The sequence below is a fragment of the Rhodopseudomonas sp. RCAM05734 genome, from assembly GCF_052658035.1.
Window position 1 is genome coordinate 4,741,801 of record NZ_CP199742.1, and the last position, 13,327, is coordinate 4,755,127.

A 13,327-nucleotide genomic window follows, 5' to 3' on the forward strand; every position below is an offset into this window, starting at 1 on the left:
GAATAAGTTGCAAAAGGCTGGCATCATCAGGCGAAATCAGTATGTTGCAGCCCGAAACCGCTTCGCTGGCCTCGGGACATCGTCCGGATCGGTCCCGGGCCTGAAATCTAGGAAACATATCTGTGAAAGTCATCGCCAGTTCTATTCGCAAGGGCAACGTGATCGAGCAAGACGGCAAGCTCTACGTGGTTCTGACCGCCGAGAACATCCATCCCGGCAAGGGAACCCCGGTCAGCCAGATCGAAATGCGCCGAATCAGCGACGGCGTGAAGATCTCGGAGCGGTACAAGACCACGGACGCGGTGGAAAAGGCGACCATCGAGGACCAGAACTTCAATTACCTCTACAAGGATGCCGACGGCTTCCATTTCATGAATAACGACAATTACGACCAGGTGGCCGTGCAGAAAGACGTGATCGGCGATGCCGAGCCCTACCTGCAGGAAAACATGACCGTGAAACTGTCGCTGCACGGCCTGGTCCCGGTGGCCATCACCATGCCGCAGCGCGCCACGGTGGAAGTCGTCGATACCGAGCCGGTCACCAAGGGCCAGACCGCGTCGTCATCCTACAAGCCGGCGATGCTGGCCAACGGCGTCCGCACCCTGGTGCCGCCGCACATCGGTCCGGGCACCCGCATCGTGGTGATGACCGAAGACGGTTCCTACGTCGAGCGCGCCAAGGATTGAGCGGCGACTGACCGGCTACAAACGCAACTGTCGTCGCCCGGCTGGCGCGCATCCGCGCGCCAGCCGGGCGACCCAGTATGCGGCGCTGCCAGTGCCAGAGCCGTGCCGCCACCGTCTACTGGATCGCCCGCTTTCGCGGGCGATGACAACCGAGAGCGGGGCGTGCACCGCGCAGCTTGCGCCGCGCCATGCGTGGCTCCCTGGTCTACTTCCGCGCCGGCGGCGTCCAGCGATAGGCTGCGCCAAACCTGTTCCAGACATTGATGCCGGCAATCGCCGACGACAGGTATAGCAACTCCGTCTCGGAGAACTCTGCGCTGGCTTCCGCATAGACATCGTCGCTGACACCGTTCGCAACCGATGTGAGCGCCTCGGTCCAGACCAGCGCCGCGCGTTCGCGCACCGAATAGACCGGCGCTTCGCGCCACACTGCCAGTAGATCCAGCTTGGCTTTTGGCACGTCGAGCCCCTCAGCCAATATGATGTGATACTGCACGCAGAACGCGCAGCCATTGATCTGGGACGCGCGGATTTTCACCAGTTCGAGCGGCTGCTTGTCGAGCCCGTACAGCGCCGCGGCGCTGCCGAGCGCGCGCACCATGGCGTCGAGCTCGGGCGCGAGTTTACTGAAATTCTTGTGTTCGCTGCGCGGGGGATGGGCAAGTGACATCGCCGTCATTTCCTTTATTATAAGTGCACTGATATATTATAAGTGGGCTTATACCATGCGCAAGCTGATCAGTTTAGCCGACAGGTCACACGCTGCAACGTCGCGAAAACTGGCCAAGGGGAAAGTCCGGAAATCGGCAAAATCCGTCATCCCAGAAAAACGTACCGGACGCAAAATGGCCCCGGTGCCCGGCGTCCTTCCGCCTTCGCCCGGCATGGGCAAGCGCGGCGAGGCCGGCCATCTCGGCTACTTGTTGCGGCAGGCGCAGGCGGCGGCGCGGCTGACGCTGGAGCGGGCGCTCTCCGAACTCAATGTCACCCCGCCGCAATTCGCCGTGCTGACCATGCTGAAGGCCTATCCCGGCCTGTCCGGCGCCGACCTCGCCCGCGTGTCCCTGCTGACGCCGCAGACCGTCGGCCAGATCATCCGCAACCTCGAACGCGCCGGCGCCATCCGCAAGACGCCGCACCCGGTGCATGGTCGCGTCCTGCAATGGACCCTGACGACAAGGGGCACCGTGCTGCTTGGCAAATGCCGCCGCCATGCGATGGCGCTGGAGCGGCGACTGGCGTCCAGCCTGTCGGCCCGCACCGAAGTGACAGTGCGGCGCTGGCTTGTCGCCGTGGCGACGGAACTGGGGTGACCGGTTCCAGCGACGCAATGTCCCTGCCGCGTCCGCTTTCGCGGCGCTAAGCTGCCGCCATGACCCAGAATGATTCTCGTCTCCCGCTGTCGCGGCGCGCCATGCTGCAGGCCGGCCTGGGCGCAGGCGCCCTGCTCGCGCTGCCGGCCTCGGTGATCGCCGCACCCGCCGGCTTCGACGCGTGGCGCGAGGGCTTTCGCGCCCGCGCGCTGGCCAAGGGCGTGTCCGACGCCACCTACGCCCGGGTGATGGGCCGCATCGAACCGGACATGTCCGTGTTCAAGGCGATGCAGAAACAGCCGGAATTCCATGAGGAGCTCTGGCAATACGTCAACCGCCGCGCCTCCGACTGGCGCATCATCGCCGGCAAGGAGGCGCTGAAGAAGAACGCGGCGCTGTTCGGACGCATCGAGCAGGATTTTGGCGTCGAACGCGGCACGCTGCTGGCGCTGTGGGGCGTGGAGTCGGCCTATGGCGATCCCATCGTGCAGCAGAACCACATGCGGCCGGTGTTTCCGGCGCTGGCGGCCCTGGCCTGGAACGAGCCCCGGCGCCGCGCCTACTGGGAAACCGAGCTGATCAACGCGCTGAAGATCGTCGACAAGGGCTGGGGCACACCGGACGAAATGCGCGGCTCCTGGGCCGGCGCCATGGGTCATACCCAGTGGATGCCGGAAGTCTGGCTCAATGTCGGCATCGACTATGATCGCGATGGCAAGGTGTCGCCGTTTGGCCGCCCCGACGATGCGCTGGGCTCCAGCGCCAAATTCCTGGTCAACCGCGGCAAGTATCCGCGCGGCGAACACTGGGGCTATGAGGTCCGCGCTGTCGGTGCGACCTCGTCCGATGCGAAGCGCACCTTCGCCGCATGGTCGGCCGCCGGCGTCACCCGCGCCGACGGCCAGCCGTTCCCGCAACCGGGCGCCAGCGCCAAATTGTGGGTACCGGTAGCGGGCGGCCCCGCCTTCCTGCTCGGCCAGGGTTTTTATGCGGTGCGCAGCTACAATCCGTCGATGAACTACGCGTTGGCGATCTGCCATCTCGGCGACCGCATCTTAGGCAGCCCGCCGTTCATCCAGCCGTTCCCCGGTTCCGAGCGCATCCTGACGCTGGCCGAAGTGCAGGAAATACAGACCCGTCTCACCCGCGCCGGTTTCGACACCGGCGGCACCGACGGCCGCGTCGGCAACGACACCATGAAGGCGGTGAAGGACTATCAGTTGAAGATGGGCCTGCTGCCGGCCGACGGCTATGGCGGGCTGAAGGTGCTGGCAAGGTTGCGGCAGGGATCGTAGACCACACAAAGCGCGACTGTCATCGCCCGCGAAAGCGGGCGACCCACTAGACGCAGGTGCTGGTGATCGAGCCGGAACGCTGCCGTATACTTGGTCCCCCGCTTGCGCGGAGGACGACAGCGGCGATTGGGGCACCGTCATCGGCACCCACAATTATTTCGAGCTACCTGATCCTCGCCGGCCCCTCGTCGGGCACCGCCACATCGATCACCCGCATCTGCACGCGCTCCGCGCCCTGCCAGCGGTCCACTGTCAGCGACCCCGCCACATGCAGCACCTGGCCGCGGTTCGCCTGCAGCGCATTGCCGAGCTTCTGGCCGATGGAGCGAAACGCGATGCCGTTGACCATCGAGCCGTCACTCGACTTGAAGCGCAGCCGCAGATGCGCCTGGCCGACCTCGTCGGCATAGACCAACTGGTGCGACGGCAGCGCGATCACCGGCTCTGGATTGCCGGCGCCGAACGGCCCGGCACGGTTCAGCGTGTTCACCAGATCGGTGGTGACGCCGCGCGCGGTGACGGCGCCGTCGATGAACAGCTCCTTCTCGTTGCGCGATTTGGCAACGTCGCCGGCCAACGCCGCTTCCATGTAACCACGGAATTCGGCGAGGCGTTCCTTGCGCAAGGTGACGCCCGCTGCCATCGCGTGGCCGCCACCTTTGATCAGGATGCCCTCCTTGACCGCCTGCCGGACCACCTTGCCGATATCGACGCCGGAGATCGAACGGCCCGACCCCGTCCCGATGCCGCCCGGCTCCAGCGCAATGGCAAAGGCCGGCCGCGCGAATTTTTCCTTGAGCCGCGACGCCACCAGCCCGACCACGCCAGGATGCCAGCCCTCCGCCGCGGTCACGATCACCGAGCCCTTGTCCTCAAGGCCCAGTGACGCCATCGCCTCGGCTTCGGCCTGCGCCTCGGCCATCTGCTCGATGACCCGGCGCTCGGTGTTGAGCCGGTCGAGTTCGGCGGCGATGCGCGCGGCTTCGGAAATGTCGCCTTCGAGCAGCAGTTGCACGCCGAGATCGGCGCGGCCGATGCGGCCGCCGGCATTGATGCGCGGCCCCAGCATGAAGCCGAGATGCCAAGCCTCTGGCGGACCGCTGAGGCGCGACACATCCATCAGCGCGGTGTGGCCCACATGGTCGCGGCGGCGCAATGCGATCAGTCCCTTGGCGACGAAGGCGCGGTTGAGGCCGGTCAGCGACGCCACGTCGGCGACGGTGCCGAGCGCCACATGATGCAGCATGCCGAGCAGGTCCGGTTCCGGCATGGTCGGCGTCCAGAACCCGCGCCTCCGCAGTTCGCGGTTGACCGCCACCAGCGTGATGAAGACAAGGCCCACGGCAGCCAGATGGCCGAGGCCGGAGATGTCATCCGGGCGGTTTGGATTGACCAGCGCGTCGACCTCCGGCAGGTCGTCGCCGCATTGGTGATGGTCGATCACCACCACGGACATGCCGAGCTTCCGCGCTTCCGCCAGCGGTTCGAAGCTGGTAGTGCCGCAATCCACGGTCACCAGCAGCGTGGCGCCCTTGCCGGCCAGCATGGTGATGGCGTCGACGTTGGGACCGTAGCCCTCGAAGATGCGATCGGGAATATGGATCAGCGGGTCGAGCCCGCAATGGCGCAGATGCCAGGCCAGCAGCGCCGCAGACGTCGCGCCGTCGACGTCGTAGTCACCGAAGATCGCCACCTTCTCGCCGTTGGCGGCGGCATCGGCGATGCGGATCGCGGCGGCTTCCATCTGGGTCACGGTGAACGGATCCGGCATCAGCTTGCGGATGGTCGGATCGAGAAAATCCTCGACAGCGTCGAGTTCGACGCCGCGTCCAGCCAGCAGCCGCGCCAGCATTTCCGGCGGCTGATAGCGCTGCACCATGGCCAGCGCCCGCGCCGCGCCGCGCTGGTCGACCCGGTCGCGCCAGGTCTTACCGGTCGCCGACAAGGCGACGCCAAGAAATGCTGGCTGGGATTCAACGGGAAGGCTGATGGGGGGCGTCATGATGGCGGGACATAAGCACGAAGCAGCGGCGAGGCAAACCGTCCGAAACGAGCGATCTTCATCTCAGATATCGTCATCCTGAGGAGCGAGCCCTTGCGAGCCTCGAAGGATGCGGCAACGAGCGCGCGGCCCATCCTTCGAGGCCGTCGCAAGAGCGACGGCACCTCCAGCCGAAACGCAGTTGCGTTTCGGCTGGAGGTGACGGTGGAGTGTGCTGGAGACGCGTTCAGAGCCCAAAATGACGGAAAATCGACGCCGCGATGAAAAGGCCGATAGCAAGGATCACAAGCTTCTTCTTGGTCGGCATCGCATCAAGCCGAGCACGAATGTCGCTCAGGTCCTGAATGACTTTGGCGTCGGATTTTCGTTCCGACACTTCAGCACCCCATCCGCTTCGCCATGTCGTTAAAATCCTCCGCCACCACGTCCCAGGCGCCATCGGCCTTGAAATCGCGGCTCTGGTGCGGGCCGTATTCGGTCACCCGCGGCACGAAGCCGGTCTTCAGGCCGAGCGCCTGCGCGGCGGCGAGATCGTTGTTGTGGGCGGCCACCATCATCACCTGTTCCGGCTTCAGGTTCAGCAATGCAGCGGCGCCGAGATAGGATTCCGGATCCGGCTTGTAGTGCACGAACAGTTCCGCGCTCATGACCAGGTCCCACGGCAGACCTGCGAATTTCGCCATGTTGGTGAGCAGCGCCACGTTGCCGTTGGACAGCGGGCTGATGATGAATTTTGACTTCAGCCGCGTCAGACCGCTGACCGAGTCCGACCACGGATGCAGCCGGTGCCAGCCGAGCGTCATGTAGCTCAGGTCGGCGTCGGTCAGGCCCTTGATGTCGAACTTCGCCACCAGCATTTCCAGCGTTTGCCGGTGCAGCGTGTCGAGCTTGACGAAGCCGCGTTCGGGATGATGGCGCACCCGGTCCATGGACGGCGCATACCCCTGCCGCCAGGCATCGACCAGTTCGGCCCAGTCGGCGGTGATCCCGCGGGTTTTGCCCCATGCCGTGAAATCGGCAATCAGGCTGCCGCGCCAATCCACGACGGTGCCGAACACGTCGAAGATGAGGGCTTTGACGTCGGGCATCTCGCTCATGGTTCGCTCCCTGATTTGTTTTTCGTTGATAGCACCCACGCTGTCATTCCGGAGCGCGAGCGAACCCGGAACGACGGCTTAAAGAATCTTCCGGTACTGCATGAAGCCGGAATTATCGGCAACCTGATCGTACAGGATGCGCGCCTGCGCGTTGTCGTTCTGGGTCAGCCAGTGCACGCGGCTGCAGCCGGCGGCCTTCGCCTCCGCATAGACGCCCTCGATCAGCTTACGGCCAAGGCCGAGACCGCGCGCGCCGTCGGCGACGAACAGGTCCTGCAGATAGCAGTAGTTGCCGACCGTCCAGCTCGAGCGGTGATACAGATACTGCACGATGCCGGTGAGCTTGCCGTCGACATAGCCGCCGAGCAGGAACATCGGCTCGGCGGGATCGTGAAACCGCGCCCAGGCGGTGTCCGTGGCGATCTGCGGCAGCGTCGCCTTGTAGAAGGTTAGATAGCCGTTCCACAACGGCTCCCAGGCGGCGCGCTCATCGGCGCCGACCGGGCGGATCACGACTTCGGTCATGTCTGCTACTCAATCCAGGTGGAATTTCTCGAGCTGGCGATGCTCCGCCTTGATGTAGCGCACGGTACCGGTCACCGAACGCATCACCACCGTATCGGTCTCGATGACGTCCTTGCCGAACTTGACGCCCTCCAGCAGAGAACCGGTGGTCACGCCGGTGGCCGCGAACAGGCAGTCACCCCGCACCATGTCCTCGATTTCGTATTTCTTCTTAGCGTCCTTGATGCCCATCTTCAGCGTGCGTTCCCGCAGTTCCTCGCTGTCGATGATGAGCCGGGTCTGCATCTGGCCGCCGATGCAGCGCAAGGCGGCCGCAGAGAGCACGCCCTCGGGTGCACCGCCGCTGCCGAAATAGATATCGATGCCGGTCCGCGCCTCGGCCGTATGGATCACACCTGCCACGTCGCCGTCGCTGATCAGGCTGACCGCAGCGCCGAGCTTGCGGATCGCCGCGACCATTTCCGCGTGACGCGGGCGGTCGAGCAGAATGGCCGTGATCTCCGACGGCTTGACGCCCTTGGCCTTGGCCAGCGAGCGGATGTTGTCTTCGATCGATGCATCGAGATCCACGGTTCCCTTGGGATAGCCCGGACCGATGGCGATCTTGTGCATGTAGCAGTCCGGTGCGTGCAGCAAGGTGCCGCCGTCGGCCATGGCGATGGTCGCGATGGCGCCGGGCATGTTCTTGGCGCACAACACGGTGCCTTCCAGGGGATCGACGGCGATGTCGACCTTCGGGCCGTGGGTGCTGCCGACCTTCTCGCCGATGAAGAGCATCGGCGCCTCGTCGATCTCGCCTTCGCCGATCACGACGGTCCCGTCGATCGGCAATTTGTTGAGCTCCCGCCGCATGGCATCGACAGCCGCCTGGTCCGAGGCCTTTTCCAGGCCGCGGCCGCGCAGCCGCGCCGCCGACACCGCGGCACGCTCCGTCACACGCACGATTTCGAGCGTCAGGATGCGCTCGAGCAATTGCTGCGGAGGCACGGAAATATGGGTCGACATCGGCGAAACTCCTTGGACACGGCGGGCAACAGCCCGATCAACTCAAACGAACGCGATCAGTTCTTTTCGATACGGATCACCTGCGGGCGACCGCTGATGACCTTGTCCTGCTGCACGGCTTTCAGGGCGCGGCGCACCGCGTCTTCAGACGTCGCATAGGTGATCAGGATCACCGGCACCGGCGATGATTTCTTCGACGCGCCACCGGCATCGACATGGCCATCAGGATGCCGCTGCACGATCGACTCGATGGAAATCTTCTGTTCGGCCAGCCGCGTGGCGATGGTCGCGGCAGTGCCGGCGAGGTCGCGCGCCATCAGGCGGATGTAATAACCGCCCTCGTGGCGCTCCATCGGTGCCTTGGTCGTGGCCGCGAGCTTGGCAACCGGGCGTCCGAACGGCATCGCGCGCACATTGCGCGCCACGTCGGCGATATCAGCCAGCACGGCAGATGCCGTCGCAGCACCGCCTGCCCCCGGACCGACCAGCGTGATCGGCGCAATGCCGGCGCCGTCGATGGTCACCGCATTGGTGACGCCCATGACCTGGGCGATAGACGAGGTCCGGGGCACCATGGTGGGATGCACGCGCTGCTCGATGCCCTTGGCGGTGCGCACCGCCACGCCGAGCAGCTTGACGCGATAGCCGAGTTCCGATGCGGCGCGCAGATCGGCGGCGTCGATGGACGAGATGCCTTCCACATAGACCGCGCTCTGCGCCACCTTGGTGCCGAACGCCAGGCTCGCCAGGATGGCGAGTTTCTGCGCGGTATCGTGGCCGTCGATGTCGAATGACGGATCGGCCTCGGCATAGCCGAGCCGCTGCGCGTCGGCCAGACATTCGGCGAACGACAGCCCCTCCTGCTCCATGCGGGTCAGGATATAATTGCAGGTACCGTTGAGAATGCCGTAGACGCGATGAATGTCGGTGCCGGCGAGACCTTCGCGCAGCGTCTTGACCACCGGGATGGCGCCGGCGACCGCCGCCTCGTAGTTCAACGCGCCGCCATGCTTCTCGGCCAGCGCCGCCAGCTTCAGCCCATGCTTGGCGATCAGCGCCTTGTTGGCGGTGACCACCGATTTACCCAGGGTCAGCGCCGCCTCGATCGCCGACAACGCGGGGTCGCCGACGCCGCCCATCAGTTCGACGAAGCAGTCGACCTCGGGATCCTGCGCCAGCGCCAGCGGGCTCTTGGCCCACGTGACGTCGCGCAGATCGATGCCGCGCTTCTTTGTCCTGGAGCGCGCGGTCACCGCGGTGACGCGCATACTGCGGCCGCAGCGCGCTGCCAGCACCTTGCCTTGCTGTTCGATCAGACGGACTACTTCGGCCCCGACGGTGCCGAGTCCTGCGATACCCACCTTCAGGGGTGAAACCATAACGTCTAAAGCCTGCCGGAGAACTGGATTTGGCATGATCCGGTCGTACGACCGGATGCCGATTTGAGAGTTGGTCCTTACCGCCGGGTGGCGAGAGGAACCACGTTGTGCAATGTTTCGACGCCGCTTTCAAGGAAGCGGCGTACGCCGCGCGCAGCCTGGCGGATGCGCTGTTCGTTCTCCACCATGGCGATGCGCACGTAGCCCTCGCCATGTTCGCCGAAAGCGACGCCCGGCGATACCACCACGCCGGACTTCTCCACCAGCAGGGTCGAGAACTGCATGCTGCCGACATCGCGGAACGCCGGCGGCAGCGGTGCCCAAGCGAACATCGATGCGGACGGCGGTGGGATCTCCCAGCCGGCGCGGCCGAACGACTCCACCAGTGCATCGCGACGCTTGCGATAGATGTCGCGCATTTCGCGGATGCAGTCGTCGGGCCCGTTGAGCGCTGCCGTGGCCGCTACCTGGATCGGCGTGAACGCGCCGTAGTCGAGATAGGATTTGACCCGGGTAAGCGCCGCGATGATGCGCTCGTTACCGACCGCAAAGCCCATGCGCCAGCCGGCCATCGAGAACGTCTTGGACATCGAAGTGAACTCGACGGTGACATCGATGGCGCCCGGCACCTGCAGCACCGAGGGCGGCGGATTGTTGTCGTCGAAATAGACTTCGGCGTAAGCGAGGTCGGACAGGATGTAGATCTCGTGCTTCTTCGCGAAGGCCACCAGGTCCTTGTAGAAGTCGAGGCTGGCCACCTGTGCCGTCGGGTTCGACGGGTAGCAGACGATCATCGCAATCGGCTTCGGGATCGAATGGATGATTGCACGCTCGACCGCGTGGAAGAACTCCGGGCCGGGCTCGGACGGAACCGAACGGATCACACCGCCCGCCATCAGGAAGCCGAACGCGTGGATGGGGTAGCTCGGGTTGGGACACAGCACCACGTCGCCGGGCGCGGTGATCGCCTGCGCCACGTTGGCAAAGCCCTCCTTCGAGCCCAGCGTAGCCACCACCTGGGTGTCGGGATTGAGCTTCACGCCGAAGCGGCGGGCATAATAGCCGGCCTGGGCCTTGCGCAGGCCGGTGATGCCCTTGGACGCCGAATAGCGGTCGGTGCGCGGCTTGCCGAGGGTTTCCTTCAGCTTCTCGATCACATGCGGCGGCGTCGGCAGGTCCGGATTGCCCATGCCGAGGTCGATGATATCGGCGCCGGCGTTCCGCGCGGCTGCCTTGGCCCGGTTGACCTGTTCGAACACGTAGGGCGGCAGGCGGCGGATGCGGTAGAATTCGTCCATGGTCCTGGCTCCGGAACCGGTCAAGCGGGAATCGCGGTTGTCTGAGACGGTCAAAGTAAGCTGGTTGGCGCGAAAAGCCGCGTTGTTTCCGTGATCTCTACGAATTCAGGCACCGAACCGGTCCAACTTCGCCGAACTCGCTTCAGCATGCGGTTGAATCGGGATCTTTTTATCACGGAAGCCCGCCGACACCACCCTCCAGAGGTGGCTTTCGCTCACTTGGCGCCAGGTTTTGCAGGCAGGACGACAGCCTGGCGGTCGCGTGCGGCGATCAGCTCGGCCTGCATCTTGGCCTGGTCCGCCGCACTCATCGCCGTGCCTTCACGGCTGGTGGGCAGATCGTGCACTGGCAGGTACTCGCCGGCCTGCGCCGGTCGCGTCGGAGCGCCGGCCGGCGTTCCGACCATCGGCAGGTCGGCGATGGTCGAGGCGCAGCCGCCCAACGCAAGCGCGAGCAGCAATATTGCCGCTGCCGCTCCTGTTCCGCTGCCCCTGCCACCTGTCATCGATCTCAACATTCCCGAGCCACATCCACCGGCGATCCGCGACGGCTTCATCTACGCCGCGTCGCACCATTAAAACAAAATTCGCCGCAAACAATTAAGGTCCAGCGAACAAACCCGCCGCCTGGGTCGTTAGTGTGACCTAACCAAGGTCATTGTCGCATTGCAGCACATCGAATCCTGCGACATCTGCCGAACTGTGCCATCATCCGTCTGCAGGTGGCGCGGCGCCACCGGAAATGAAGTTGTTGCCTGGCCATGACTGACGTGACCACTGAGACTCCGACGGCGAAGAAATTCGATCCGGAAGCCTTTGCGCTCAACCTGGCGCGGGCCATGGAAAGCAGCGGCCAGGCGCTCGCCGCCTACCTGAAACCCGCCGAAAACGGCGAGATCAAGGACAAGCCGCCCAGCGAGGTCACCGAGGTCATCAAGACCTTCGGAACGGTTGCCGAATACTGGTTGTCCGACCAGACCCGCTCTGCCGACCTGCAAGCCCGGCTCGGCAACGCCTATCTCGACCTCTGGGGCTCGGCGGTGCGCCGCATGGCCGGTGAGCAGGCTGCCCCGGCCGCCGAGCCGCCGCCGCGCGACAAGCGTTTTGTCGACCCGGAATGGAAATCCAACCAGTTCTTCGATTTCGTCATGCAGGCCTATCTGCTGACCACGCAATGGGCCCATGATCTGGTCCACAACGCCGAGGGGCTCGATCCGCATACCCGCAAGAAGGCGGAGTTTTACGTCCAGCAGATCACCAATGCGCTGGCGCCATCGAATTTCGTGCTGACCAATCCGGAGGTGCTGCGCGAGACGGTGGCCTCGAATGGCCAGAATTTGGCGCGCGGCATGCAGATGCTGGCCGAGGATATCAATGCGGGCGGCGGCCAGTTGCGCATCCGCCAGTCCGATCCGGCCAATCTGGCCGTCGGCGTCAACATGGCGACGACCCCCGGCAAGGTCATCTTCCAGAACGAGATCATGCAGCTGATCCAGTATCAGCCGAGCACCGAAAACGTGCTGCGCACACCGCTGCTGATCGTGCCGCCGTGGATCAACAAGTTCTACATTCTCGACCTCAAGCCGGAAAAGTCCTTCATCAAGTGGTGCGTCGACCAGGGCGTCACCGTTTTCGTGATCTCCTGGGTCAATCCTGACAAGAGCCTCGGCGGCAAGACCTTCGACGACTACATGAAGCAGGGTCCGCTGGCGGCCATGGACGTCATCGAGCGGGTCACCGGCGAACTCAAGGTGCACACCATGGGCTATTGCGTCGGCGGCACCCTGCTCGCCTCGACGCTGGCCTGGCTGGCGGAGAAGCGCCGCGTGCGCGCCACGTCGGCAACGTTCCTGGCCGCCCAGGTCGACTTCACCCATGCCGGCGACCTCATGGTGTTCGTCGACGAGGAGCAGATCTCGGCGCTGGAAAAGGAGATGCAGGCCGCCGGCGTGCTCGACGGCGGCAAGATGGCCATGGCCTTCAACATGCTGCGCTCCAACGACCTGATCTGGTCTTACGTCGTCAGCAACTATCTCAAGGGCAAGCCGCCCTCCGCCTTCGACCTCTTGCACTGGAATTCCGACGCCACCCGGATGCCGGCAGCCAATCATTCGTTCTATTTGCGCAACTGCTATCTGGAGAACCGGCTGTCCACCGGCAGCATGGTGCTCGACAACACCCGGCTTGACCTGTCGAAGGTCAAGGTCCCCGTCTACAATCTCGCTACCCGCGAGGACCACATCGCGCCGGCCGAATCGGTGCTGTACGGCTCGCAGTTCTTCGGCGGTCCGGTGAAGTATGTGCTGTCTGGGTCCGGCCATATCGCCGGCGTCGTCAATCCCCCGGCATCGGGAAAGTATCAGTACTGGACCAACGACAAGATCGGGGCCGGGTCGGTCGCCGAGTGGCTGAAAGGCGCCCAGGAGCACAAGGGCTCGTGGTGGCCGGACTGGCGCGAATGGCTGGCCGCCATCGACCCCGAAGAGGTCCCGGCCCGCGCGGTCGGCACCGAAGCGCTACCGCCGCTGGAAGACGCCCCCGGCAGCTACGTGCGGGTGCGGGCGTAATCGAAACTGTCATTCCGGGGCGCGAGAGCGCAGCTCGAGCGAACCCGGAATCCCGACACGATGAACGGCTTGAGGTTCCCCGCCACTCCAGTTGGAGCGGCTGAGGTTCGCGGTCGACTTGCGCCGCCCCGCCCCGGAACGACGATGGCTCTCCACA

Annotated in this window: 13 protein-coding genes; 4 read left to right on the forward strand and 9 right to left on the reverse strand. The window is 64.7% G+C overall.

What is annotated here, in order from left to right:
* Positions 1-122: 122 nt before the first annotated feature.
* Positions 123-689 (forward strand): elongation factor P, encoded by a 567-nt coding sequence (efp, locus tag ACUXVA_RS22380; RefSeq protein WP_265078322.1) that lies wholly within the window; start codon positions 123-125, stop codon positions 687-689.
* 205 nt (positions 690-894) lie between these two features.
* Here efp and ACUXVA_RS22385 read toward each other — a convergent pair whose 3' ends face one another.
* Complete coding sequence (locus ACUXVA_RS22385; protein WP_445488175.1) at positions 895-1,359, reverse strand: carboxymuconolactone decarboxylase family protein; 465 nt, start codon at positions 1,357-1,359, stop codon at positions 895-897.
* 175 nt (positions 1,360-1,534) lie between these two features.
* On the opposite strand from ACUXVA_RS22385, the gene ACUXVA_RS22390 reads away from it, so the two are divergent.
* Positions 1,535-2,002, forward strand: a complete 468-nt coding sequence (locus ACUXVA_RS22390; RefSeq protein ID WP_265078321.1) for a MarR family winged helix-turn-helix transcriptional regulator — start codon at positions 1,535-1,537, stop codon at positions 2,000-2,002.
* Between the two features lie 59 nt (positions 2,003-2,061).
* Entirely contained in the window at positions 2,062-3,297 is a 1,236-nt protein-coding gene (locus tag ACUXVA_RS22395) for a lytic murein transglycosylase (RefSeq protein ID WP_265078320.1), read from the forward strand.
* 163 nt (positions 3,298-3,460) lie between these two features.
* Here ACUXVA_RS22395 and recJ read toward each other — a convergent pair whose 3' ends face one another.
* The 8 genes from recJ to ACUXVA_RS22435 all read right to left on the reverse strand — a co-directional run bounded on the left by recJ (position 3,461) and on the right by ACUXVA_RS22435 (position 11,064).
* Positions 3,461-5,299 (reverse strand): single-stranded-DNA-specific exonuclease RecJ, encoded by a 1,839-nt coding sequence (gene recJ, locus ACUXVA_RS22400; protein WP_445488178.1) that lies wholly within the window; start codon positions 5,297-5,299, stop codon positions 3,461-3,463.
* A 226-nt stretch (positions 5,300-5,525) separates the two neighbouring features.
* Positions 5,526-5,675: a hypothetical protein gene (locus ACUXVA_RS22405; protein WP_265078318.1), complete on the reverse strand. Its 150-nt coding sequence runs from the start codon at positions 5,673-5,675 to the stop codon at positions 5,526-5,528.
* A 1-nt stretch (position 5,676) separates the two neighbouring features.
* Positions 5,677-6,396, reverse strand: coding sequence for a haloacid dehalogenase type II (locus tag ACUXVA_RS22410; protein ID WP_265078317.1), 720 nt, complete (start codon positions 6,394-6,396; stop codon positions 5,677-5,679).
* 78 nt (positions 6,397-6,474) lie between these two features.
* Complete coding sequence (locus tag ACUXVA_RS22415; RefSeq protein WP_265078316.1) at positions 6,475-6,921, reverse strand: GNAT family N-acetyltransferase; 447 nt, start codon at positions 6,919-6,921, stop codon at positions 6,475-6,477.
* A gap of 9 nt (positions 6,922-6,930) precedes the next feature.
* On the reverse strand, positions 6,931-7,926 hold the full coding sequence (glpX, locus tag ACUXVA_RS22420; RefSeq protein ID WP_265078315.1) for a class II fructose-bisphosphatase: 996 nt from the start codon (positions 7,924-7,926) through the stop codon (positions 6,931-6,933).
* 56 nt (positions 7,927-7,982) lie between these two features.
* Entirely contained in the window at positions 7,983-9,305 is a 1,323-nt protein-coding gene (locus tag ACUXVA_RS22425) for a homoserine dehydrogenase (protein WP_265078314.1), read from the reverse strand.
* A gap of 77 nt (positions 9,306-9,382) precedes the next feature.
* The gene (locus ACUXVA_RS22430; protein WP_265078313.1) at positions 9,383-10,603 is read right to left on the reverse strand and encodes an LL-diaminopimelate aminotransferase; all 1,221 of its coding nucleotides are present in this window, start codon (positions 10,601-10,603) and stop codon (positions 9,383-9,385) included.
* Between the two features lie 215 nt (positions 10,604-10,818).
* Positions 10,819-11,064: a hypothetical protein gene (locus ACUXVA_RS22435; protein WP_320109624.1), complete on the reverse strand. Its 246-nt coding sequence runs from the start codon at positions 11,062-11,064 to the stop codon at positions 10,819-10,821.
* Positions 11,065-11,364: 300 nt separating this feature from the next.
* Between ACUXVA_RS22435 and ACUXVA_RS22440 the strand changes: the two genes are divergently transcribed.
* Positions 11,365-13,170: a PHA/PHB synthase family protein gene (locus ACUXVA_RS22440; protein WP_265078311.1), complete on the forward strand. Its 1,806-nt coding sequence runs from the start codon at positions 11,365-11,367 to the stop codon at positions 13,168-13,170.
* Positions 13,171-13,327: the final 157 nt, after the last annotated feature.